The following is a 23,986-nucleotide window of genomic DNA, read 5'->3' as shown; positions in this document are numbered from 1 at the left end:
GGGGCAGAAGAAGAACGGTGTCAGCGGCTTAGATTTGCTCGCGGCAGGCGCGGTAGAGATCCTTCCACTCCGCGCGCTCCTTCACCACCGTCTCCAGGTATTCCTTCCAGACCACGCTGTCCTGCACCGGGTCCTTGATGACGGCGCCCAGCAGGCCGGAGGCCACATCGTGCGCACGCAGCACGCCATCGCCAAAATGGCCGGCCAGCGCCATGCCGCTGTTGATCACCGAGATCGCTTCGGCGGTCGACAAGGTAGAGCTGGGCGACTTGATGCGCACGGTCTTGCCGTCTTCGGTCTGGCCATGGCGCAGCTCGCGGAAGATCTGCACGACGCGGCGCACTTCTTCCAGCGCCGGTGCCTCGGCAGGCAGCTGCAGCGCGCGGCTTTGCTCGCCCACGCGCTTGGTGACGATCTGCACCTCCTCGTCCTGCGACGCAGGCACGGGCAGCACGACGGTGTTGAAGCGGCGCTTCAACGCGCTGGAGAGTTCGTTGACACCCTTGTCGCGGTTGTTGGCCGTGGCGATCACCGAGAAGCCGGCGACGGCCTGGAACTCGGTCGAGAGCTCGGGCACCGGCAAGGTCTTTTCGGACAGCACGGTGATCAGGGTGTCCTGCACATCGGCAGGGATACGGGTCAGCTCTTCAATGCGGGCGATCTTGCCCAGCTTCATCGCATGCACCAGCGGGCTGGGGATCAGCGCCTTTTCCGACGGGCCGTGGGCCAGCAGCTGGGCATAGTTCCAGCCATAGCGCAGCTGCTCTTCGCTGGTGCCGGCCGTGCCCTGGATCAGCATGGTCGAGTCGCCACTCACCGCCGCCGACAGATGCTCGGACACCCAGGACTTGGCGGTGCCGGGCACCCCGTACAGCAGCAGTGCGCGGTCGGTGGCCAGCGTGGAGACGGCAATCTCCATCAGGCGCGGACTGCCGATGTACTTGGCGCTGACTTCAAAACCATTGCTCAGCGTGCCGCCCATCAGGTACTGCAGCACGGCCCAGGGCGAGAGCTTCCAGTTCGGTGGACGCGGACGGTCATCGGCCTTTTGCAAGGCATCCAGTTCTTCGGCAAATTGCTGCTCGGCGTGCTGGCGGAGTACTTGGCTCATGGTGTGCTTCCGGTAGAGATCAAAAGGTTCGTGGTGGGCGCCATCAGGCGATTCGGGCCGCTTGCAGCGCCAGGCGCAGATCGACAATGCGGTTGAGTTGGGCGAGCACCTGCTCGTCATCCCAGGGGCGCAGGCGTGAGCGCTCCAGGCGCGCCTGCTGCTCCTGTTGGAGCTTGGCGATGTCGGCCTCGCTGCTGCCTTCGGGCACCACCAGTGCGCTAGCGTCGTCGGACGCCACGGGCTCGGCGGGCGCTGCCGCAGATGGCGCACGCCACAGCTGCGCAAAGCGCTCCAGGTCGCCCACCTGCAGGCGGCGTGCGCAGGCAAGAATCGCATGGTCTGCCTGCCAGCTGTGCCAGTTGCCCGCAGGCTGGCGCGACTGCAAGGTGCCGAGCACGGCCTCGAGCAACCAGCGGGACATCGCAGGCGACAGCAACTCGGTGCGGCCCATGCCCTCGTCGATGCGGTGGATGGCCTCGATGAACGCGCTCTTGCCCAGCTTGGCCTGCAGCTGTGCCAGCCACTGGGTTTCGCGTTCTTCGGCGCTCAGCTCGGCCATCAGCAGCGGCAGCACATCGCTGCTGCGCGAGTCGCTCTCCATGCTCTGGATCAGTGGCAGCCAGCGCACATCGCGCTGGGCGCGCAACGCCGCGATCCAGCCCTGGCGCAGCGCGCTTTTCCAGTCGCTGCGCCGGCTCCATTCCCACAGCTGCTCGGGCGTCTTGTTCAGTTGCTGGTGCCAGAAATCGAGGGGCGTGAGCTCCACCAGCTGCTGCAGCCACCAGGCGCGATGGCCCTTGATATAGGCGGGCGGCTGCAAAGTGACGCCGTCGCGCTCCCAGTCCTTGTGGCCTTCCTGCGGCGGCTCGATCTGCCACTCGCCCTGGGCATCCTGGCTCAGCATGGCCTGCAGCGCGGCGCCCATGCGCTGGCTGTGCGGGCTGTGCGGCAGGCGCGCGAGCAGGCTGGCGGCCGATTCGCGCACCTCCTTGCTGCGGTCGCCGAGCAGCTTTTCCAGCAAGGCCTCGTCGTCTGCCGACAGGCCGCGCGCCAGGCTCTGCACCATCGGTGCGCGTTCGCGGGCACCCAGCTCCTTGAGGCTGGCTTCCAGCCGCGCGCGGGCGCCTGCCGGGTCCGTGGCACGCTGCTGCTGCAGCAAGGCCACGCGCTGCTCCAGCGAGCCTTCCTGCCAGATCTGCTCGGCATCGGCCGTCTCTTGCACGCCATGCGCATAGGCCCACTGCGGGTTCTGGGCGGCCAGCCAGCGGCCGCGCTCGCCCAGCACCGGGGTCAGCCACTGGCGCAGCTCGACCGATTGGCGGCCTTGGTGCAGCGCATCCACCAACAGCGCATAAGGCAGGCGCTGGCCGGCTTCATCAAGGCTGGCCAAGGCCAGCGCCAGCAGCTCGGGCGCATTGCCCTGCAGCACCTCGCCCAGCAGCCGCAACAGCGGCTCGCCCTGCGGCGCCGGGCGCGATTCGGCGGCCGGTGGTGGCAAAGCGGCAGCTACCACCGTCGCAGCGGGTTGCGCGGGGCGCCAACCGGCCCGCTCCAGCACCGCCGCCACCGCGGTGGCGCGCAGCAACTGCTGCGCCTTGCTGTCTGCCGGTTGCAGCAAAGCCGCCTGCAGCGCCTGCTGGCTGGCGGGCGCCGTGCGGTCGATGCCCTGGGTAAAGATGGCTGGCAGCGCCAGCCGCTCGGCGCCAACGAGCGCCGATTGCTGCAACGCAGCCCAAAGATTTGCATGGCTCACAGCACTTCACCCCGGTTCTGCCAGATGTTGGTCCACGGCGCCTGGCCATCGCCGGCCTGCCAGGCACTGAGCAGGCGCCAGCGCCCTGATGGCTGGCCGCCCTCCCATTCGCCAAACAGCGCCATCGGCGCGCCTCCACCGAGCGCCTGCAGCTGCCAGGCATGGTCATCGCCCACGGCCAGCGGCACCAGCGCGGCGGCCGCGTCCCCTTGCGGCCAGACCGCATACCACTGGCCCGCGCTGACCTGCAGACGCGCCTGGCCGCACCACAGCGGCTGCACCGGCTGCAAGGGATTGGCGGCAATGCGCTGGCTCAGCTGCGCCAACGCATCGCGCCATGCGCCCTCGCCCAACGGGGCGCCGGCGCCGGGCGCCAGCAGTTCGATATCAGCCCCCGCGATGGCGCGCAGCGGTGCCTGTCCGGGGTAGAAATGCAGGCTGCCCCGGTAGCTTTGCGCCGGCACCCAGGCGGTCTCAAAACCACGCCCGCCCTGCGCGTAATCCAGCAACCAGGCGATGCGCCCGCTGTGCTGGCCCTGCAGCCAGACGCGGCGCTCCAGCAGGCGGCCCTCGCGTTCGATCTGGCGCAGGCCCACGACCAACCAGTCGTCGGCCAGCGCCTCGCCCCGTGCCTGCACCTCGGCCTTGTCCATGGGCCAGCCCAGCGCGGCCATCACATCGGCACGGGTATCGGCGCTCAGCGCATCGCGGCGTGCCACCGCATCGGCCAGCAGTTGCCAATGGCCCAGCTGCACCAGCAGGTCACGCGACCATTGGGGGTGGCTGTCCACCAGGTCCCAGGCGTCCTTGATGCGGGCGGCCATGCCGCTGGCCTGCGCATCGACCATGCGCGCGGCCATGGTGTTCCAGTGCTGGCGCGCCTGCTGGTCGCCCGAGAGGTTGGCCAGGCCGTTGCGCAGCATGTCCTGCATCCACAGTTGCAGCTCCTGCATGCCGGCGGCCACCTTGTCCCAGCGCTTGTCGTCACGTTTGGCTTGCTGCTTGGCCAGCAGCGCGGGATCGGCCGGGGGCGCTGCGGCAATGGCAGCGGCCTTGGCTTCTTTTTTCTCGGCTTTTTCAGCGCGGCTGTCCAGCCAGGCGCTGACCCAGGCGGGTGGCTCGGCGTTGTCGGCCACCTGGCCGGCAGCGCGCAGCAGCATCAGCGCCAGGCCATGTTTGCAGGGGAACTTGCGGCTCGGGCAAGAGCACTTGAACGACGGCCCGCTCAGGTCGACCTGGGTCTGGTAGGGCTTGGAGCCGCTGCCCTGGCATTCGCCCCAGGCTGCCGTTTCGTTGCAGCCCAGGCTGGGCCATTTGCTGGGGTTCTTCAACCCTTGTGCCGCCTTGGTGGAAGAGGCATCCGGGGACAGCGCCACCACCTCGGCTTCGGTTGCTAAGACACGTGACAAACCGCCTCCCCTTCCGTTCAATCTGTTAGTTACCCGCTATATGTGTTTATTAGTCGCGGCAACGGAGATTGTAGGCAGGGTCGAAGACGAAATGATGCAAGACGGGCCCCCGGCCCGCCTGGCGTGTCACTTTTTTACAGATTTGCGGCGTTCCCAGGCCACCATTGTGAGAAGGACAATTGCGGCGCTGAGCGAGATATGGCCGCACCAGGTGACCAGGCCGAGCGACCAGCCCTTGAGCCCGACGGCGATGGCCAGCGAGGCGAGCAGCGCCAGCCAGCCGGCCATGCGCAGGCGCCGGGTGGGGCCGGGTGGCAGCTCACGGCCCAACAGGTCGAGCTGGTGGCGGTCCATCGCCAGCGCCAGCAGTGCAAACGCCGGCAGCGACACCAGCTGAATGGCAAGGTGGTTCATGGCCGGGCCTCCTGCAAATCGGGCGCCATGGCCGCGCTGGCAGCCGTCGCGCCGGAATCCACATCCCGGGCGGCAGGCGCCGGGGAGTTGGCAGCCGGGCGCGGTGCCGCCTGGCGCTGCGGCTTGCGCTTGGGTTGGTGGCGCCAGGTGCGGATCGCCAGCCAGCCATGCAGCGCGGCCAGCGCCAGCAAGGTCAGCTCCAGCCCAGTGAACACCCAGTCACCGTCGATGGCGCTGCGCCACAGCGGCCGGTCGGTGGTCAGCACATTGACGACCGGCAGCAAGGCCAGCGCTGCGCAACCGGCCCAGAGCAGTTCCACCCAGGCGCGCTTGGCAGGCCGCAGCATGGCCCAGACCAGGCTGGCCCCCCAGAGGATGAAGAACCAGTGGATCTCCCAGTCGCTGCGCTTTTCCATGCCCAGCGGCAACAGGCGGTTGGCCCAGAGCATGGCGGCCATGCCGATGCTCAGGCCGGCAATTGCAGCGATGTTCAGCCGCTCCACCAGCCAGAAGCCAAAGTACGGCTTGTCCGGATGGGGCAGCTTGGTGCGGCGCTTGACGGTCCACATCACCAGGCCCGTGCCCACCATGGCCGTGCCCGCCAGGCTGGTGAGGAAGTAGAGCCAGCGCACGGTGGTATCGCCAAAGCGGCCCAGGTGCAGGGCATAGAGCACGCCACGCGTCTCGGCTGCCGCGCCCACCTGGTCCTTGACCTCCAGCAGCTTGCCGGTGCTGCCCTCGAACAGCATGTACTTGGGGCTGATCGACACGCGCTCGAAATCGCCATAGGTGACGATCACGCGTGCCGAGGCGTCGCCGGCGTTGTTGACGGTGACGCGGCCAATGCGGTCCGCGCCCCAGCGCTGTTGGGCCTGGCGCACCATATCGCCCAACGGGGCGAGCGGCACAGCCTGGCCGCTGGGCTTGCCGGCAGGAACGAAGGCGCTGATCTCGCTTTGCATGGCCTGGCGCTCGGCCTGGGTCTTGAAGGCGGCACTGCTGGCCCAGGGCATGGTCATCGCCATCAGGGTGACCAGGCCGGTATAGGTGATCATCGCGTGGAAAGGCAAGCCGAAGACCGACAGCGCATTGTGCGCATCCAGCCAGGAGCGCTGGCCCTTGCCCCAGCGGAAGGTGAAGAAGTCGACAAAGATCTTCTTGTGCGTGATCACACCGCTGACAATGGCCACCAGCATGAACATCGCGCAGAAACTGGCCAGCCAGCGGGCCCAGAGCACCGGCATGTAATGGAACTGGAAGTGGAAGCGGTAGAAAAACTCGCCGCCTACAGTCTCACGGCTGCTGACCTTCTGGCCGGTTTGCGGATCGAACACCGCGCTGCCAAAGCCGCGCTCGCCCTTCGCGGGCTTGGCAATGCGCCAGAACGCACTCACGACGTTGTTGCGCGCATCGGCCATGCCCAGGCTCCACTGCGAGCTGCCGGGCACCATCTGCTGCAGCTCCTCGGCGATGCGGGGGACCACTTCAGCGGCATCGGGCACGGCGGCCTGGTGGGCCACCTCGGGCCGCATCCACTGCGAAATCTCTTCCTTGAAATAGCTCACCGTACCGGTGAGAAACATCGCATACAGAATCCAGCCCACCAGCAGGCCGGCCCAGATGTGCAGGTCGGACATGGTCTGGCGAATGCCGCGTGCGGCGGGCTTACCGGGTTTGCTATGTTTTTTATCGTTGGCAGTCATGCCGGAGTCACTCCATTCCATACCGGCCAAGCGGCCAGCAGCAGCGGTATCGCTGCCAGCAGCAGCCCCAGCCAGGCGCGGGTGGCTGAGCGCACGGCGAACACCCAGACCACCGCGCCGGTGTAGACCAGAAAGCTAGCCATCGTGCCAGCCAGCACGGCCTGGGGCTTGTCCATCGGCAGCGCCAGCGCGGCAACACTGGCCACCGCCGCCAGCGCATAGCCGCCGCCGATGGCGGCGACGATGCGCGAGAGCAGCGGCCCTACCTGGCAGGCCTTGGCCAGCGCGGCGCGCAACGCGCCGCTCAGCGCTGGGCTGGTCATTTGGCCGGGTTAGGCGTGGCAACCGGGCCGGCCGCCAGCGGGGCCAGGCCTTGTGGCTTCACATAGGTGACCGACGTCACATAGCTCACGCCGTCGTACTTTTCGCCAGCGCGTTCGCCGGGCGTGCGGTCGTTGTGCTTGATCTCGGCCACATACTGGCCTTGCCAGGGCAGGTCGAACTGCACCAGGCCTTGCGCGTCAGTATGGCCTTCCTTCATCCAGCCCGATTGGGTGACCAGCGCGACCTGGGTCTTGGCCAGCGGCTGGCCCTTGAAGGTCGCCTTGAACTCGCCGTCCTTGCCGGTCGGGGTCAGGTCCAGCGCCAGCTTGGGCTTTTGCGCGGCAAAGCCGGTGACCAGGCGTGCAGCAGGGTGGTACCAGTTGGTGACATCCTTGCCATCGCGCTTGAACTTGGACAGCGGGTAGTTGGCATCTTCAGCGACGATGGAGACCCCATCCTGGATGCTGAACGGCAAGGTAAAGCCATGGGCGGTCTTGTTGCCGGCCGCAGCCTTTTCTTCGCCGTTGGCGCTGATCAGCACGCCCTGGGGCTTGCCAAAGTGGTCCAGCAGGCCAGGAGACGCTTCGCGCAGGTTGTCGCCAAACTCACCAAAGCGCAGCACCACGGCCTGGTCGGCACCGGCAGGCTCCAGCCAGACCTGGTGGGCCTGGGCGGACAGGGCCAGCACGGCCAGACTCAGCGCAGACAGGGATTTCTTCAACATATGCTCTCTCTCCTTTTTTGATAAACATGCTGCCGGCGCCTTGCGCGCTCCCGCAGCCCACTCCCCAGAACCGGTGGGCGGTCTCTACGCAACTGCGCGGAGACCACCCACCGGTTCTCAAAAATCAACCGTCGCCGACAGCACCACGGTACGCGGCGCGCTCAGGGTCAGGTAGTTGTTGCCACTGATCAACCAGACGTTCTTGCCCGTCAGGTTTTCGACATTGGCACGCAGCACCACCGCCTTGCCGCTGACCTGGGTGCGGTAGCGCGCGCCCACATCCAAGCGGGTCCAGCCCGAGAGCTTGAGGGTGTTGGCATTGCTGGCCCAGGCCGAGCCGGTGCGGATCACCCGGCCGTTGACGGACAGGCCCTGCACGCCGGGCACATCCCAGTCGGCGCCCAGGTTGGCATTGATCTTGGGCACGCCGTAGGCATCGTTGCCCTGGTACTGCGCCGCCTTGGTGACCTTGGCACGGTTGAAGGTGAGGCCCCCCATCAAACGCAGACCGCGCTGCAGCTCCCCATAGGCGGCCAGCTCCAGGCCCCGGTTGCGCTGCTCACCATCAAAGCTGTAGATGTTGGTGGCCGGGTCGGTCATGCTGTTGGGGCGGCTGATCTGGAACAGGCTGGCCGTTGTCATGACGCTGCCCCAATCCACCTTCACACCTGCTTCGTACTGTTTGGACTTGAATGGCGGAAACACCTCGCCGGCATTGACGGCCGTGTTGGGCGCGGTTCCACCACGCGAGAGACCGGCCGTGTAGTTGCCGTAGACGGAGACCTGGTCATTGGCCTTGACCACCAGGCCGACCAGCGGCGTGGTCGCGCTCTTGGCGTAGCTGCTGGTCTGCGCGCCGGTAGCGGTGCTGAAGTTGCGCAGGTCCACGGTCTGGCGGCGCAGGCCCAGGGTCAGCAGCAGGCGGTCATCGGCCAGGGCCAGGGTGTCCGTCACCGCGATGCCGTAGTTGTGCGCCTTGGAGGCCTTGTTGGGCGCGATGCGCGCGCCCTCGACCGGTGGCAGTGGCGCGGGGTGGTAGATGTTCGATGGCGACGTGGTCAGGCCGGCCACATAGGCATTGCCGGATTCCTGGCGCAAATCGGAAGCGCTGACCACCAGCGAGTGCTTGACACCGCCGGTCGCGAACTTGGCCCGCAGCCCCGCATCGGCGCTGCTGGTGTCGGTGTAGGAATCGTAGAAGCTGCTGCGCACCGTGAAGTCGCCAGCCGCATTCATCGACGTCGTCGTGGTCGGGAAAATCTGCTGGGCCTTGCCCTTGCGGTAGCCGATGCCAGCGAAGGCGGTGACCTGGTCGTTCAGATCCACTTCCAGGCGCGAGGCGATGACCTTGTCGTCCAGCGACAGATCGGTATCGGGGAACCAGTTGCTGCGCGCGTTGGGCGGCTTGGGCAACGACGTGAGCGCCGGGTTGAAGCCGATCTGCGGGCGGAAATCTTCCATCTCTTCGCGCTGTGCATAGGCATCGAGCGACCAGCGCAGATTGCTGCCCCGGTAGTCGACCGCGATTGCGCCCACGCCCAGCTTCTGGTCGCCACCACGGATGCTGGCCTCGCCACCGCGCGCTGCGCCATTGACGCGCACGCCCCACTCCTTGTTTTCGCCAAAGCGGCGCGAGATATCGACACTGGTGCCAAACTGCGCACGGCCCAGGTACTGCAGGCCCACGCGGTTCAGCGGCGCATCGCCTGCACGCTTGGTCTGCACATTGATCGCGCCACCAATGCTGCCGCCCGGCGGCATGCCGCCCACCATCGCGCCCGGGCCCTTGAGCAGCTCGGCACGCTCCAGAATCTCGGCCGGCACCCGGCTGGCGGAGGTCAGGCCATAGAGGCCATTGAGGCCCACATCGCCACCGCTGATGCCAAAGCCGCGCACCTGGATGTCTTCGCTGAAGCCCTGCGAGGCGGTGGTCAGGCGCACCGACGCGTCATTGGCCAGCACCTCACCCAAGGTGCGTGCCTGCTGGTCGGCCACCGCTTCTGCGGTATAGGCCACGGTGGAAAACGGCGTGTCCATCACATCCTGGTCGCCCAGCATGCCAATGCGGCTGCCGCGCGCCTGCTTGCCACCAGCATAGGCTTCGGGGCGGTCGCCGGCGCGGGTCGCCGGGGCCGTCACCACCACCGGGTTCAGTGCCACTTCACCGGCGGTCTGGCCGTTGTCGATGACCAAGGTTGTGCCCTCGATGCGCGCCACCAGGTTGGTGTTGCGCAGCAGCTGGCGTACGGCGTCCTGCGCGCTCATGCTGCCCTTGACGGCGGCGCCGGGGCGGCCCTGCACCAGTGCAGGAGGTGCTATCAACTGCAGCCCGGCCTGGCGGGCCAGCTGGGCCAGCGCGCTGTCGAGCGGCTGGGCAGAAATATCAAAATCAGCGGCCGAGGCCGCGCCGGCCAAGGCGGCCATCGCCAGGGCCATCAGGTGGCGTTTGCAGGGGTGCGACATAGCAGTGGGTACTTTCCTCATGTGGTTCACACGAGGTAATACGAACGAGACGCAGTTTTCCCTCAGCGCTTGCGCAAGTATTTTTGAATGGCCGGACAGCGGCCCATAGTGCTTGCACGCCATCGCTCAACTCTGCGCTCTGCGCCGTGCAATCGTGATGCGGCGCGCAGCGCCCTGGCCTTCTTCGCGCACCACGACCGGCACGCTGCGCGGCAGCAGCTGCAGCCAGGCGCGGGCATCGGCAATGCGCACCCGGCCAAAAATCGCCATATGTTCGGCATCGGGCGCCACCTGCAGGGGCACGTCGCAATAACGGGCCAGGCGCTGCACCGCCAGGCCCAGCGGCTCGTGGCGGAAGTCCAGCCAGCCATTGCGCCAGGCCGCCACCTCGCCCGCGCTGGTATCGCGCCGGGGCGGTTGTCCTGGCTGCCAGTCCAGGGTCTGGCTGCCCGTCAGCTCCCAGCCATCACCCGCATCGGCCAGATCACCATCGCTGCCCCGCTGCTGCACGCGCACCCGGCCCTCTTCAACCGCCACGCGCAGCCCGCCCTGGGCATCGACTGCGACTTCAAACCGGGTGCCCAGCACGGTGATACGGGCCGGGCCAGCATCGACGATGAAAGGCGCATCGGCATGGCGTGCCACCTGGAAGAAGGCCACGCCTTCGTGCAGCTGCACATGGCGGCGGTTGCCGTAGTAGCGCACCTCCAGCCGGGTCTGCGCATCCAGCGCAATGCTGCTGCCATCGGGCAGGGCCTGGTTGAGCTGGCGGCCGGTGGCCGTGGCCAGCTGGATCTGCCATGTCACCACCTGGCTTTGGTAGATGCGCCAGGCCAGGCTGCCGCTGGCACCCAACCCTGCCACGCCGAGCAAGGCCGACAGCGCACGGCGCCGCCCCTTGCGCGGCAGCGCCGGCACAACGCCATCACCACGCCATGCGTGCAAAGCGGCCTCGATCGCATCCATGGCGCGCATGATCTCGCGCTCCACCGTCTTGACCGAGACGCCGTGCGCTGCGGCAATCGACGCCTGCGATTCGCCGTCGAGCCGGTCGGCCAGCAACATGCTGCGGCAGCGCTCGGGCAAGGCGGCAATCGCGGCATCGACGGCTGCCAGCGCTTCGCGCCGCAGGCTGGCCTCAGCCACATCCTGGCCCAGCGCCTGCACACCGGCGCTGCCGTCATCGAAGCGGCTGTCAAAGCGCTCGGAGGTGCGCGCGGCCCGGCGCAGGTGGTCAATCACCAGATGCTCGGCCACCGTGTACAGGTAGGCGCGCGGCGCCGGGTGCGGGCTCTGCGCCAGGGGCCCCGCTTCCACCACGCGCAGCCAGGCGTCATGCACGATGTCCTGCGCCGATTGGCGGCTGCCGGTACGGCGTGCGACAAAGGCAATCAGCTCGCGATAGCTATCGCGAAAGGCTTCCAACGGGAGGGCGGACATGGCGGAACGGGCGGGCAGTAAAAATGACGAGGCGCGCTAGTATATTACGAATGAGAATAAATCTCATTTGTTATACAAATTTTCTTTTAAAACAGGGGCTTAAATCGCCCGCCCGGGAAGGCGGGTACTGGTGCCTGTACACCAGTTTTCCGCTGTGGAATAAGCGCCAAAAACGCCCTGCAGCGCCAGCTGCAGGGCGTGGGGGCGGGCAAAACTGCTTACAAATCGCGCTTGATCAAAGCCCCGCTGAACAAGACCGGCCCGGTGGGGCCCGTTTCGCTGGGCACGCCGCCCTTGGGCTCGAGGCTGACCGCCAGTGCCGGAACCGCCTGCACCTGGGCCAGCTGCGCCTGCAGTTGCTCCAGCCGCCCCTCCCCCATGACGCCGAGCGACTGCGGCGCGCCCTGCGCCGGCAAGGCCCACAGCTGCAGGGACCGGTCGGCGGCCTCCTGGTAGCCACCGACGCGCTGCAGCACCAGCCGGCCATGGCGGGCATCGAAGGTCACCAGCATCGAGGCCTGGGCCTTGCCATCGGCCAGTACGGCCACGTACTGGACCTGAGGGGCGGCCTGCAATGCGGTCTGGGTCTTTTGCAGCTCGGTTTGCAAGGCGGCCAGCTGCTGGCCGGTGTTGCGTTGCAGGCTTTGCTGCGCATACAGGCCAATGGCTACCGCAGCGACGGTGGCCACGGCCCCCGTCAGCGCCAGCGAACGCCACCAGGCCAGCGCCTTGGGGCTGCGGGCGTTGGCAGCGCTGCGCTGCTGCTCAAGGGCCAAGCCAGCCTTGTCGGCATCGACCAGGTTCTGGATACGGGTCCAGACGGCGGCATCGGGCTGCACCGGCGACTGCAGCTCGGACAGCGCCGACCAGCGGCCCTGCCACAGCAGTGCGGCCGAGCGCACCTGCGGATGCGCGCGGGCCATCTGCTCAAAGCGGCGGCGGGCGCCTGCGCGCAAGGTGCCCAGCGCATAGGCGGCGGCCAGGCGGTCGAGCAGTTCGGGGTGTTGTACCAGGTTCATCAGAGCGCTCCTTTGCGCCTACACGTGGCGGTCCATGCACTTGCGCAGTTGCTCCAGACTGCGGCGCATCCAGGTTTTGACGGTGCCCAGCGGCAGCTGGAAATGGCTGGCCAGCTCGCTGTGGCTCAAATCTCGCAAATAGGCCAGGCTCACCACCTGGCGCTGGGCCTGCTGCAGGCGCTCCATGCACTGCTGCAAGACCGTCGCCTGCTCACTCGCTTCCACCGACTGCATCGGGCTTTGTGCGTCGTCGCCCTGCGGCAGGTCATCCATGTCGTCCACCACCGCATGCTGGTCGAGCCGCTCGGCCTTGCGCCGGCGCAGAAAATCCAGCGCCCGGCTGCGCACCAGCAGACCCATCCAGGCCAGCGGCGGGCTGAGCGAATCGCGGTAACTGCCGGCATGGCGCCAGATGGCGACAAAACTGTCCTGCAGCACGTCTTCAGCCCAGGCCTTGTTGCCCAGAATGCGCAGCGCCAGGCCATACAGCCGCGAGGCGGTATCGTCGTACAACAGCCGCAGCGCTTTTTCGTCGCGGGCGGCAATGCGGTCTAACAAGAGCATCAGTTCAGTGTCAGTGGTAGGTGTGCGCATGCAAGCATTGTGGGGCGAAGGCCGGGTGGCCGGTGCATCCGTTGTATTGCTGCCAAGCACCAAGCGGCGCAGCCCGATCAGCAATCGCCCACAGGTAAGTACTCGCACACCCCAAAAACTTTCAGGTATCTGGCCGCTATACGCAGCAAACGGCCCACTGGATGCAAAAACGATGCAAAAAAATAATCGGCAGCCCTGAATCCAAACTAGCTGCTGATGCGTAGTGAAGGACGTAGACCTTGCCCAGACAGGGTCGGAAAACGGAGCACCCTATGAAAACAGCCACCACCGCAGTTGCCATACCCTCGGGCCTCTGCGCGCCCGCCCGGAGGCCACCATGCCGCTGAACACCCCCATCGAGCGCTGGTACGGCTTGCGTGTCTGGCTGATCGGCGCCAGCTCGGGCATCGGCCTGGCGCTGGCAGAGCAACTGCATGCCGCAGGGGCCCGCATTATCGTGTCGGCGCGCCGGCAGGAGGTGCTGGACGCCTTCGCCGAGCAGCACCCCGGCTGTCTGCCCCTGCCGCTGGATGTCAGTGACCGCGATGCCGTCGTCAGCGCCGTACACCAGCTGCTGGAGGACGGGCCCCTGGACATGGTGTGCTACTGCGCAGGCCAGCGGCAGACGATGAGGGCCGATGATCTGGACCTCAACCGCATGCTGCAGCACCGGGAGGTCAATCTGACTGGCGCGCTGCATGTGATCACGGCCGTCACCCCCCACCTGCTGGCAGCGGCACGCGACGGGCGACAACCCCATCTCAGCCTGGTGGCCAGCGTCGCCGGTCTGCGTGGCCTGCAGGGCAACCTGGCCTATGGACCCAGCCAGGCGGCACTCATCAACCTGGCCCAGACCTTGCAGCTGGAGTTGCCGGCGCAAGGTGTGGGCGTTAGCCTGGCCGTCGTCAAGCCCGCGCTGACCGCGACCTCGTTGACCGAACCCCATCCCGCCAGCCTGCCGGTCTGGCAGCACCCGGCACAGGCGGCCGAGGCCATGCTCAAAGGCTGGGCCCACGGCCACTTTTTGCTGGGTGCGCCGTGGCGCTCCAGGCTGAGCTGGCGCCCAGGGTTCACCTCCCCGGCATCCAGTCTGTTCGCCTGGGTGCGCCGCTTGCAGGGGAACTGAACCATGCTGACGCTGCACCATCTGGAAACCTCGCGCTCGCAGCGCGTGCTGTGGCTGCTCGAAGAGCTGAACCTGCCCTATGCACTGCAAACCTACCCGCGCGATGCCAAGACCCGCTTGGCACCGCCGGCGCTCAAACGCATCCACCCGCTGGGCCTGTCGCCCATCCTCTGCGACCGGGGGCTGGTGATCGCCGAATCCGGCGCCATCATCGAGTACCTGGCCGAGCGCTATGGCGCCTGGGCGCCCCCGGACATGGCCTACCTGGAGCCTCCGCGCGGCAGTCCCGAGCATCTGCAGTGCCGCTACTGGATGCACTTTGCCGAGGGCTCGCTGATGAACTGGCTGCTGCTGCAGCTGGTGTTCGACAGCATCGCGGCCAAGCCTTTGCCGCTGCTGGTGCGCCCCGTTGTGGGACCGGTGCTGCGCACCCTGCGCCAGCAGGTGTACAAACAGCTGATCAGCCCCCACATGGAAGCAGCGATGGCCTATATGAACAACCACCTGGCCCACCAGCCCTGGTTTGCCGGGGAACACCTGACGATGGCCGACTTCCAGATGGGCTTTGCGGTGGAAGCGGCATTGGCCCGCTGCGCCAATGCAGCCGATTGGCCCCATCTGCATGCCTACCGCCAGCGCATGCAGGCCCGCGAGGCCTACCAGCGGGCCATTGCCAAAGGCGGCCCGGTGGTGATGAAGCTCTGAGCGCTCGACACCAGCCCTGTAAAAAGGCCCTGCAGTGCAGGGCCTTCGTCATGGGTGGTTGCGCAGATCAGCCCAGCCAGTGGCGGGCATTGCGCCAGACGCGCATCCAGGGGCTGAGGGCCGAGCGGTCGCCGTCGGTCCAGCTCATCTGCACGTTGCGGAACACGCGCTCGGGGTGCGGCATCATCGCGGTGAAGCGGCCATCGGCCGTGGTGACCGCGGTCAGACCGCCGGCCGAGCCGTTCGGGTTGAACGGGTACTGCTCGGTGGCCTGGCCATGGTTGTCCACATAGCGCATCGCGGCGATCACCGTGTCGGCATTGCCGCGAAAGCGGAAGTTGGCATAGCCCTCACCGTGCGCCACCGCGATCGGCAGGCGCGAGCCGGCCATGCCTTGCAGGAACAGGCTGGGCGACTCCAGCACCTCGACCATCGACAGACGCGCCTCGAAGCGGTTGCTCTGGTTTTGCGTGAAGCGCGGCCAGTCTTGCGCACCGGGGATGATGTCGGCCAGCTCGGCAAACATCTGGCAGCCATTGCAGACGCCCAGGCCGAAGGTGTCCTTGCGGCTGAAGAAGGCCTGGAACTGCTCGGACAGCGGCTCGTTGAAGGTGATGGAGCGGGCCCAGCCAATGCCGGCGCCCAGCGTGTCACCGTAGCTGAAGCCGCCGCAGGCGACGATACCGGCAAAGTCACGCAGCTGGGCGCGGCCGGTCTGCAGGTCGGTCATGTGCACGTCCACCGCTTCAAAGCCGGCTTCGCCAAAGGCGTAGGCCATTTCTACGTGGGAGTTCACGCCCTGCTCGCGCAGCACCGCCACGCGGGGCTTGGCCGCCACATTGACGAAAGGCGCAGACAGCGCTTCCTGCGGATCGAAGGTCAGGTGCACATGCATGCCGGGGTCGGACGGCACACCGACCAAGGCGTGCTCGCTGTCGGCGCAGGCGGGGTTGTCACGCTGCTGGGCAATCTTCCAGCTCACGGCATCCCAGACCTGGTGCAGATCGCTCAGGCTGGCGCCAAACACCTTCTTGGCATCGCGCCAGACTTGCAGCTCGCCCTTGCCCATGTCCATGCTGGACGAGGCCGGACGGGTCTTGCCCACGATGTGGCTGCAGGTGGACAGGCCATGCGCGCGCAGGGTCTCCAGCACCTCGGCGCTGTCGCTGGTCTTGACCTGGAGCACGACACCCAGCTCTTCGTTGAACAGCGCGCGCAGGGTCAGGTCCTCGCGGCGGCCCGATACCTGGGCGCCCCAGTTCTTGCCTTCGCCGCTGTCCATGCGGCTGTCGGAGATGCCATCGCCTTCGGTGATCAGCATGTCCACATTCAATGCCACACCGACATGGCCCGCAAAGGCCATTTCGGCCACGGTGGCCAGCAGGCCGCCGTCGCCCTTGTCGTGGTAGGCGAGGATCTTGCCCTGGGCGCGCAGCGCGTTGACGGCATCGACCAGTGCGATCAGGTCCTTGGCGTCGTCCAGGTCGGGGGTCTCGTTGCCGCTTTGGCCCAGCACCTGGCCCAGGATGGAGCCGCCCATGCGCATCTTGCCGCGCGAGAGATCGACCAGCACCAAGGTGGTGTCAGGCTCGCTGGCATCCAGCTGGGGCGTGAGCGTGCTGCGCACATCATCGATCGAGGCAAAGCCGGTGATGATCAGGCTGACCGGCGAGGTGACCTTCTTGGTCTCGCCGCCTTCGCTCCACTGCGTGCGCATCGACAGGCTGTCCTTGCCCACGGGGATGGAGATGTTCAGCTGCGGGCACAGCTCCATGCCGACGGCCTTGACGGTGGCGTACAGATCCGCGTCTTCACCGGGCTCGCCGCAAGCGGCCATCCAGTTGGCCGACATCTTCACCTTGGACAGCGCAATCGGCGCGGCCAGCATATTGGTGATGGCTTCAGCAACCGCCATGCGGCCCGAGGCAGGTGCATTGATCGCTGCCAGCGGGGTGCGCTCGCCCATGGCCATCGCTTCACCCTTGAAGCCCTGGAAATCGGCCAGGGTCACGGCCACGTCGGCCACCGGCACCTGCCAGGGGCCCACCATCTGGTCGCGGTGGGTCAGGCCGCCCACAGCGCGGTCGCCAATGGTGACCAGGAAGCGCTTGGAGGCCACCGTGGGGTGGGCCAGCACATCGATCACGGCCTTTTCCAGCGGCACGCCGGTCAGGTCGATGGCGGGCAGGCTGCGCGCCACGGTCTGCACATCCTTGTGCATCTTGGGCGGCTTGCCCAACAGCACATCCATCGGCATATCGACCGGGAATTTCTGGTCGTCCGCAGTCGCAGCCGGGTCTTCGAGCACCAGCTGGCGCTCTTCGGTGGCGGTGCCGATGACGGCAAACGGGCAGCGCTCGCGCTCGCAAAAGGCGGTGAACTGTGCCAGCGACTCGGGCGCAATCGCCATCACATAGCGTTCCTGGCTTTCGTTGGACCAGATTTCCTTGGGCGCCAGGCCCGATTCTTCAAGGTTGACCTTGCGCAGGTCAAAGCGGGCGCCACGGCCGGCGTCATTGGTCAGCTCGGGGAAGGCGTTGGACAGGCCACCGGCGCCCACGTCGTGGATCGCCAGGATGGGGTTGGCCGCGCCCTGCTGCCAGCAGTGGTTGATGACCTCTTGCGCACGGCGCTCGATCTCGGGGTTGCCACGCTGCACCGAGTCAAAATCCAGCTCGGCTGCATTCGTGCCACTGGCCATCGAGCTGGCCGCACCGCCGCCCATGCCGATGCGCATGCCCGGGCCGCCCAGCTGGATCAGCAAGGTGCCGGCGGGGAACAGGATCTTCCGGGTCTGCTCGGCATCGATCACGCCCAGGCCACCGGCGATCATGATGGGCTTGTGGTAGCCACGGGTGATATCACCGACTTGCTGCTCGTACTCGCGGAAGTAGCCGGTCAGGTTGGGACGGCCGAATTCGTTGTTGAATGCGGCGCCGCCCAGCGGGCCTTCGATCATGATCTGCAGCGGGCTGGCGATGTGCTCAGGCTTGCCAACCTCGCTGCCCCAGAGCTTGGAGACGGTGAAGCCGGTCAGGCCGGCCTTGGGCTTGGAGCCCCGGCCGGTTGCGCCTTCGTCACGGATCTCACCGCCCGCGCCGGTGGAGGCACCGGGGAAAGGCGAGATGGCCGTCGGGTGGTTGTGGGTCTCGACCTTCATCAGCACATGGCTGGTGGCCGCCTGCTTTTGGTAGCTGGGCGCCGTCACGGCATCGGCCTGGATGTTGAACGGTGCCACAAAGCGCTCGACCTGGTGGCCTTCCATGATGGCGGCATTGTCCGAATACGCCACCACGGTGTGCTGGGGCGATACCGCCTCGGTATGGCGGATCATGCCGAACAGGCTCTTGTCCTGCGCCACCCCGTCGATGGTGAAGTGGGCATTGAAGATCTTGTGGCGGCAGTGCTCGGAGTTCGCCTGGGCAAACATCATCAGCTCGACATCGCTGGGGTTGCGCGCCAGGCCCTTGAAGGCGTTTTCCAGGTACTCGATCTCGTCCTCGGCCAGTGCCAGGCCCCATTGCTTGTTGGCTTTCTCCAGCGCGCTGCGGCCGCCGCCCAGCACATCGACAAACTCCATCGGCTGCGCTTGCAGTGCGGAGAACAGCTGCTCGGCCTCGGCACGGGTGCCAAACACCGACTCGGTCATGCGGTCGTGCAGCAGCGCAGCGATCTGCGCGGTCTGCTCGGCGCTCAGCTCGGGCTTGCCGCCCAGCAGGCCGGCCTTGAGCTCGATGCGGTACTCGGTCAGGCGCTCGATGCGGAACACCGCCAGGCCGCAGTTGCGGGCGATGTCGGTGGCCTTGGAGGCCCAGGGCGAGATCGTGCCCATGCGCGGCGTGACGATGAAGGCCTGGCCGTCGCTGCCGCCTTCATAGGGGTCACCATAGGTCAGCAGGGCTGCGACGCGCTCGGCCTGCGCGCCGGCCAGCGGCTGCTCGGTGGCGACCAGATGCACAAAACGGGCAGCAATGCCCGTTATCTTTGGATGGATCGCCGTCAATGCGGTCTGCAGTTGTTGGGCGCGGAAGGAGCTGAGGGCGTTGCCGCCTGGTAGCTGAGTCAGGTGCAGTGTCACGTGGCAGCCTATGTGGACTAGGAGGATGGGAAGAAAGCACGCATGCGCCTTGCCCACTGCGACGGGTGGACCGTGGCAGCACCATGACAAGGGCGGGATAACCCGGGATTCTACTGTGCCCCGCCAGGACACGTAGCCGCATGGACAACAGGCCAATGGCGGCGGTGGGATAATCATGGGCTATGACCATCAAAATCAATACCGAAGAAGATATTGCGCAGATGCGGATCGCAGGCCGTCTGGCCTCGGAGGTCCTGGACTACATCACCCCCCACATCCAACCGGGCATCACGACCAAGCAGATCGATCTGCTGTGCGCCGAGGCCATGGAAAAGCAGGGCACCAAATCGGCCTGCCTGGGCTACCAGCCTCCGGGCATGACGCCCTACCCGGCCTATGTCTGCACCTCGGTCAACCATGTGGTCTGCCACGGCATTCCCAATGACAAGCCGCTCAAGAAGGGCGATGTCGTCAATGTGGACGTGACCATCATCACGCCCGAAGGCTACTTCGGCGACAACAGCCGCATGTTCGTGATCGGCGAAGGCACGATTGCCGGCAAGCGCCTGTGCCAGCTGACCTTTGAAGCGATGTGGCATGGCATCGTGCAGGTCAAGAATGGCGCCCATCTGGGCGATATCGGCCATGCGATCCAGAAGTTCGCCGAAGGCCATGGCCTGTCGGTCGTGCGCGAGTACTGCGGCCACGGCATCGGCAAGGTGTTCCACGACGAGCCCCAGGTGCTGCACTATGGCCGCCCGGGCACCGGGGTGGAACTCAAGACCGGCATGATCTTCACGATCGAGCCGATGCTCAACCTGGGCAAGAAGGACATCAAGGACCTGGGCAATGACGGCTGGACCGTCATCACCAAGGACCACAGCCTGTCGGCCCAATGGGAAGTCGAAGTGCTGGTGACCGACACCGGCTATGAAGTGCTGACCTGGTCGGAAGGCTCGCCCACGCCGCCAAGCTTTGTGACCACGATCAAGTGCTGATGGCGCGCTGATACGGCCCACCCCTCTGCACCGGGCCGGCGGCGGTCCCGGTACCCAAGGCGGCATCGCGACAAGCGTGCCGCCTTTGTCTTTTCGGGTGGCCGATCCCCGCCACGCCCTCATTTGGTGCGCCGTGGCATGGAATGTGCTTATTCGCATCCGCTGTTGAATGCTATGGCACACTGCCAGCGACAGCAGAATAGAGCACCATGAACGATCCTCGCATTCCGCAGCTGCGCGAGCAGTACCAGGCCCAACGCAGCGCCCTGTTTGACGACATCATGGCCGGGGGCAGCAGCACCCGGGGCATACAGACGCAGTTGCGCAAGCTGTCGCAGCTGGCCGATGGTTTGCTGCGTGAGCTGTGGCATCTGGCCGGCCTGCCCGGCCGCCTGAACCTGGTAGGGGTGGGCGGTTTTGGCCGGGGCAAGCTCTTCCCGTATTCCGATATCGATGTGCTGCTGCTGCTGCCCGAGGGCACGGACCCCGAGCAGGACAGCGAATTGCGCAGCGCGATCGAGCAGTTCATCGGCTCCTGCTGGGATGCGGGGCTGGAGATCGGCTCGAGCGTGCGCACCCTCAGCCAGTGCACCAGCGAGGCCCAGGCCGATGTGACGGTGCAGACGGCGCTGCTGGAGTCGCGCCGCATCATCGGCTCGCCACGCCTCTACCACCTGTTCCAGGCAGCGCTGGCCCAGTCCATCCAGCCCGATGCCTTTGTCGTGGCCAAGGTGCTGGAGATGCAGCAGCGCCACAACAAATACGAAAACACCGTCTATGCGCTCGAGCCCAATTGCAAGGAATCGCCCGGCGGCCTGCGCGATCTGCAGCTGATCCTGTGGCTGGGCCGCGCCACGGGCCTAGGCAGCCGCTGGAAGGAGCTCGCCGACAAGGGCCTGGCGACCGTCTACGAGGTGCGCAACCTGCAGCGCAACGAGGACCTGATTTGCCTCATCCGCGCGCGGTTGCACATTGTGGCGAGGCGCCGCGAGGACCGGCTGGTCTTCGACCTGCAAACGCCGGTGGCCGAGTCCTTTGGTTTCAAGACGGTGACCCCTGCCGGCCAACGCTTTCCCAAGCGCGCCAGCGAGGAGCTGATGAAGCGCTACTACTGGGCCGCCAAGGCCGTGGCCCAGCTCACACAGATCCTGATGCTGAACATGGACGAGCGCCTGCACCCGGGCAACCACACCCTGCGCCGCATCGATGACGAGTTCTACGACAAGGCCGGCCTCATCGAGGTGGCCGACGACGAGGTCTACCAGCGCAACCCGCATGCGATCTTGCGCACTTTCTTGCTCTACGAGACCGAGCCGGGCCTGAAGGACCTGTCGGCCCGCACCTTCCGCGCGCTCTACCATGCACGCCAGCTGATGGATGCGCAGTTCCGGCGCGACCCGGTCAACCGCGCCACCTTCATGCAGATCCTGCAGCAGCCCCATGGCATCACCCATGCGATGCGGCTGCTCAACCAGACCTCGGTGCTGGGCCGCTACCTCTGGCCGTTCCGCCGCATCGTCGGCCAGATGCAGCATGACCTGTTCCATGTCTACACGGTGGACCAGCACATCCTGATGGTGCTGCGCAATGTGCGGCGCTTCTTCATGGCCGAGCATGCGCACGAGTACCCGTTCTGCTCGCAGCTGGCCGCAGGCTGGGACAAGCCCTGGATTCTGTACCTCGCCGCCCTCTTCCACGATATCGGCAAGGGCCGGGGCGGTGACCATTCGGAGATCGGTGCGCTGGAGGTCAAGCGCTTTTGCCGCGACCACCAGATTGCCAAGGACGACCGGCAGCTGGTCGAGTTTCTGGTGCGCGAGCACCTGACGATGAGCCAGGTCGCGCAAAAGCAGGACACGTCGGACCCCGAGGTGATCACCGCCTTTGCCCAGCGCATGGGCAATGAGCGCAGACTCACCGCCCTCTACCTGCTCACGGTGGCGGATATCCGCGGCACCAGCCCCAAGGTCTGGAATGCCTGGAAAGGCAAGCTGCTCGAAGACCTGTACCGCGCCACCTTGCGCGTGCTGGGCGGGCGGGCGCCCGATGTGGCTGCCCAGGTGGAAATCCGCAAGCGCGAGGCCTTGGTGCTGCTGGCGCTGTCGGCCCAGCCGCATGAATCGCAAAAAGCGCTGTGGGACACCTTGGGCCTGGACTATTTTCTGCGCCATGAGGCCGCCGACATTGCCTGGCACACGCGCCACCTGTCCCGGTCGGTGGGCAGCAAGGCCACGTTGGTGCGCGCCCGCCAGTCGCTGGCCGGCGAGGGCCTGCAGGTGATGGTGTATGCGCCCGACCAGCCCGATCTGTTTGCCCGCATCTGCAGCTATTTTGACCAGGCGGGTTTCTCGATCCTGGACGCGAGGGTGCATACCGCCCTCAACCGCTATGCGCTCGATACCTTCCAGGTGGTGGCCACCGATGCTCCGCAAAGCTACCGCGAGTTGATCAACTTGGTCGAGAGCGAGCTGACGCGCGTGCTGGTGGCCGCCCAGCCACTGCCCGAGCCGGCGCAGCGCCGGGTATCGCGCCGGGTCAAGAGCTTTCCGGTGGCGCCGCGCGTGCTGCTGCGCCCCGATGACAAGGGCCAGCGCTGGCTGCTGTCCATTTCAGCGGCAGACCGCGCAGGCCTGCTCTACACGGTAGCGCGCATCCTTGCCCGCCACCAGCTGAGCGTGGAGCTGGCCAAGATCAGCACCTTGGGCGAGCGGGTGGAAGACAGCTTTTTGCTGCAGGGCCCGGAGCTGCAGAACAATGTGAGCCAGATCGCGATCGAGACCGAGCTGCTGTGGGCGCTGGCCGCGACCGGCAGCGGCGCCGCCGGTTGACGCGGGTCCGGCTCAGTCGTCCTCAGCCGCGCTGATGCCGGGGAACAGCACTTCGGTGAAGCCGAACTGGCTGAAATCGCGCACCCGCATCGGGTAGAGCTTGCCCCAGAGGTGGTCGCATTCATGCTGTACCACCCGGGCATGGAAGCCTTCGGCCACGCGGTCGATCGGATCGCCATACTGGTCGAAACCGGTGTAACGGATCTTGCGCCAGCGCGGCACCATGCCGCGCAGGCCCGGCACCGACAGACAACCTTCCCAGTCATCCTCTTCCTCGTCCGACAACGGCGTGATCACCGGGTTGACCAGCACCGTGGGCGGCACCAGCGGACGATCCGGGTAGCGCGGGTTGCGATCGGGCGAGCCGAAGAACACCACCTGCAGATCCACGCCGATCTGCGGCGCCGCCAAGCCCGCGCCATTGGCATCGCGCATGGTGTCGAGCAGGTCCTGCACCAGCTGGTGCAGCGCGTCGGTGTCAAACTCGGTCACGGGCTGCGCAGTGCGCAGCAAACGGGCATCGCCCATTTTCAGGATTGGATAGATCGCCATACCGGGATGGTAGCGCAGCAGGGCATGCGGTCTGGCGCCTTTTGCCACCCAAAGCAGCGCGATTCAGAATGCCTGGCTTGCCCAGCATCAAGACACTGTTATGCGGCGCGATGCACAATGCATAACCATGAACGAGCCCGGAGCCTCCTCCCCTGCGCTGCAGGAAGCGCAGACACCGGCCTACTGCCCCATCCGCAGCCCGGTGCTGCGCTGGCTGCTGCTGCTGGCTGCGGTGGCCTGCCTCGCAATGGGCATCATCGGCATCTTTGTGCCGGGCCTGCCCACGACGGTCTTCATCCTGATGGCCGGGGCCTGCGCCGCGCGCAGCTCGGCGCGGCTGCATGGCTGGCTGTGGCGCCACCGCCTGTTTGGCGGCATGCTGCGCAACTGGGCGGCAGGCGGCTTTGTCAGCCGCAAGGCCAAGTGGAGCGCCAGCATCACGATGGCGGTGTGTGCAGTCATCATGCTGCTGGTGCCAGCGCCCGGCTGGGCCAAGCTGTTGTCGATCAGCTGCATGGCCTGCGTGCTGGCCTGGCTATGGTGCCGGCCCGAACCGCCCGCACCCCGCTGAGCGTTCGGCCTGGCGGACAGCCTCGCGTATGGACCCCGGCGGCAAAAAATGACCTGGTCCGTTTTTCGGGTCAAAAATTCGTTCTATAATCGCAGTCTTGTTCCTCAATAGCTCAGTTGGTAGAGCGCCGGACTGTTAATCCGTAGGTCCCTGGTTCGAGCCCAGGTTGAGGAG

18 protein-coding genes and 1 tRNA gene are annotated in these 23,986 nt (G+C 66.4%); 6 read left to right on the top strand and 13 right to left on the bottom strand.

Translation table 11 applies throughout. The annotated features are described in order from the left end of the window. Positions 1 to 28: 28 nt before the first annotated feature. The 11 genes from AB7A72_RS10215 to AB7A72_RS10165 all read right to left on the bottom strand — a co-directional run bounded on the left by AB7A72_RS10215 (position 29) and on the right by AB7A72_RS10165 (position 12,954). Positions 29 to 1,111, bottom strand: a complete 1,083-nt coding sequence (locus AB7A72_RS10215; RefSeq protein ID WP_239808734.1) for an ATP-binding protein — start codon at positions 1,109 to 1,111, stop codon at positions 29 to 31. Positions 1,112 to 1,154: 43 nt separating this feature from the next. Next, positions 1,155 to 2,864 carry a DUF5691 domain-containing protein gene (locus AB7A72_RS10210; RefSeq protein ID WP_369459843.1) on the bottom strand — a complete coding sequence of 570 codons (1,710 nt, stop codon included), beginning with the start codon at positions 2,862 to 2,864 and terminating at the stop codon, positions 1,155 to 1,157. Then, positions 2,861 to 4,273, bottom strand: a complete 1,413-nt coding sequence (locus tag AB7A72_RS10205; RefSeq protein WP_369459842.1) for an SWIM zinc finger family protein — start codon at positions 4,271 to 4,273, stop codon at positions 2,861 to 2,863. The genes AB7A72_RS10210 and AB7A72_RS10205 overlap by 4 nt, the downstream gene beginning before the upstream one ends. 126 nt (positions 4,274 to 4,399) lie before the next feature. Beyond that, positions 4,400 to 4,687 (bottom strand): DUF3325 domain-containing protein, encoded by a 288-nt coding sequence (locus AB7A72_RS10200; protein ID WP_369459841.1) that lies wholly within the window; start codon positions 4,685 to 4,687, stop codon positions 4,400 to 4,402. Beyond that, entirely contained in the window at positions 4,684 to 6,390 is a 1,707-nt protein-coding gene (locus AB7A72_RS10195; RefSeq protein WP_369459840.1) for a PepSY-associated TM helix domain-containing protein, read from the bottom strand. The genes AB7A72_RS10200 and AB7A72_RS10195 overlap by 4 nt, the downstream gene beginning before the upstream one ends. Beyond that, the gene (locus tag AB7A72_RS10190) at positions 6,387 to 6,713 is read right to left on the bottom strand and encodes a DUF3649 domain-containing protein (RefSeq protein WP_239808739.1); all 327 of its coding nucleotides are present in this window, start codon (positions 6,711 to 6,713) and stop codon (positions 6,387 to 6,389) included. The genes AB7A72_RS10195 and AB7A72_RS10190 overlap by 4 nt, the downstream gene beginning before the upstream one ends. Continuing rightward, positions 6,710 to 7,435 (bottom strand): cobalt ABC transporter substrate-binding protein, encoded by a 726-nt coding sequence (locus tag AB7A72_RS10185; RefSeq protein WP_407064976.1) that lies wholly within the window; start codon positions 7,433 to 7,435, stop codon positions 6,710 to 6,712. Before AB7A72_RS10185 ends, AB7A72_RS10190 begins: the two co-directional genes overlap by 4 nt. A 120-nt stretch (positions 7,436 to 7,555) precedes the next feature. Then, the gene (locus AB7A72_RS10180) at positions 7,556 to 9,901 is read right to left on the bottom strand and encodes a TonB-dependent siderophore receptor (RefSeq protein WP_369459839.1); all 2,346 of its coding nucleotides are present in this window, start codon (positions 9,899 to 9,901) and stop codon (positions 7,556 to 7,558) included. Between the two features lie 126 nt (positions 9,902 to 10,027). Next, positions 10,028 to 11,341, bottom strand: a complete 1,314-nt coding sequence (locus AB7A72_RS10175) for a sigma-70 family RNA polymerase sigma factor (protein ID WP_312527115.1) — start codon at positions 11,339 to 11,341, stop codon at positions 10,028 to 10,030. Between the two features lie 218 nt (positions 11,342 to 11,559). After that, on the bottom strand, positions 11,560 to 12,360 hold the full coding sequence (locus tag AB7A72_RS10170; RefSeq protein ID WP_369459838.1) for an anti-sigma factor: 801 nt from the start codon (positions 12,358 to 12,360) through the stop codon (positions 11,560 to 11,562). 18 nt (positions 12,361 to 12,378) lie between these two features. Further along, on the bottom strand, positions 12,379 to 12,954 hold the full coding sequence (locus AB7A72_RS10165) for a sigma-70 family RNA polymerase sigma factor (RefSeq protein ID WP_239808744.1): 576 nt from the start codon (positions 12,952 to 12,954) through the stop codon (positions 12,379 to 12,381). Positions 12,955 to 13,291: 337 nt separating this feature from the next. On the opposite strand from AB7A72_RS10165, the gene AB7A72_RS10160 reads away from it, so the two are divergent. Both AB7A72_RS10160 and AB7A72_RS10155 read left to right on the top strand, forming a co-directional pair. Continuing rightward, complete coding sequence (locus tag AB7A72_RS10160; protein ID WP_369459837.1) at positions 13,292 to 14,080, top strand: SDR family NAD(P)-dependent oxidoreductase; 789 nt, start codon at positions 13,292 to 13,294, stop codon at positions 14,078 to 14,080. A gap of 3 nt (positions 14,081 to 14,083) precedes the next feature. Then, on the top strand, positions 14,084 to 14,785 hold the full coding sequence (locus tag AB7A72_RS10155) for a glutathione S-transferase family protein (RefSeq protein WP_369459836.1): 702 nt from the start codon (positions 14,084 to 14,086) through the stop codon (positions 14,783 to 14,785). Between the two features lie 67 nt (positions 14,786 to 14,852). Here AB7A72_RS10155 and purL read toward each other — a convergent pair whose 3' ends face one another. Continuing rightward, positions 14,853 to 18,863: a phosphoribosylformylglycinamidine synthase gene (gene purL / locus AB7A72_RS10150; RefSeq protein ID WP_369459835.1), complete on the bottom strand. Its 4,011-nt coding sequence runs from the start codon at positions 18,861 to 18,863 to the stop codon at positions 14,853 to 14,855. Between the two features lie 182 nt (positions 18,864 to 19,045). Here purL and map point away from each other — a divergent pair, with 182 nt between their 5' ends. Both map and AB7A72_RS10140 read left to right on the top strand, forming a co-directional pair. Then, positions 19,046 to 19,861 (top strand): type I methionyl aminopeptidase, encoded by an 816-nt coding sequence (map, locus tag AB7A72_RS10145; protein ID WP_239808748.1) that lies wholly within the window; start codon positions 19,046 to 19,048, stop codon positions 19,859 to 19,861. 209 nt (positions 19,862 to 20,070) lie between these two features. Next, a complete protein-coding gene (locus AB7A72_RS10140) occupies positions 20,071 to 22,689 on the top strand; it encodes a [protein-PII] uridylyltransferase (protein ID WP_369459834.1) in 2,619 nt (872 codons plus the stop codon). Positions 22,690 to 22,701: 12 nt separating this feature from the next. Here AB7A72_RS10140 and def read toward each other — a convergent pair whose 3' ends face one another. Then, positions 22,702 to 23,241 carry a peptide deformylase gene (def, locus tag AB7A72_RS10135; RefSeq protein WP_312527123.1) on the bottom strand — a complete coding sequence of 180 codons (540 nt, stop codon included), beginning with the start codon at positions 23,239 to 23,241 and terminating at the stop codon, positions 22,702 to 22,704. A 127-nt stretch (positions 23,242 to 23,368) separates the two neighbouring features. Between def and AB7A72_RS10130 the strand changes: the two genes are divergently transcribed. Both AB7A72_RS10130 and AB7A72_RS10125 read left to right on the top strand, forming a co-directional pair. Beyond that, a complete protein-coding gene (locus AB7A72_RS10130) occupies positions 23,369 to 23,812 on the top strand; it encodes a YbaN family protein (protein ID WP_369459833.1) in 444 nt (147 codons plus the stop codon). A gap of 101 nt (positions 23,813 to 23,913) precedes the next feature. Further along, positions 23,914 to 23,986: transfer RNA gene (locus AB7A72_RS10125), tRNA-Asn, on the top strand.

It is taken from the genome of Comamonas sediminis (assembly GCF_041107495.1).
GTDB classification, from domain to species: domain Bacteria; phylum Pseudomonadota; class Gammaproteobacteria; order Burkholderiales; family Burkholderiaceae_C; genus Comamonas; species Comamonas sediminis.
Note: the sequence above shows the minus strand (reverse complement) of the source record. Positions and strands in the feature narration are given on the sequence as shown.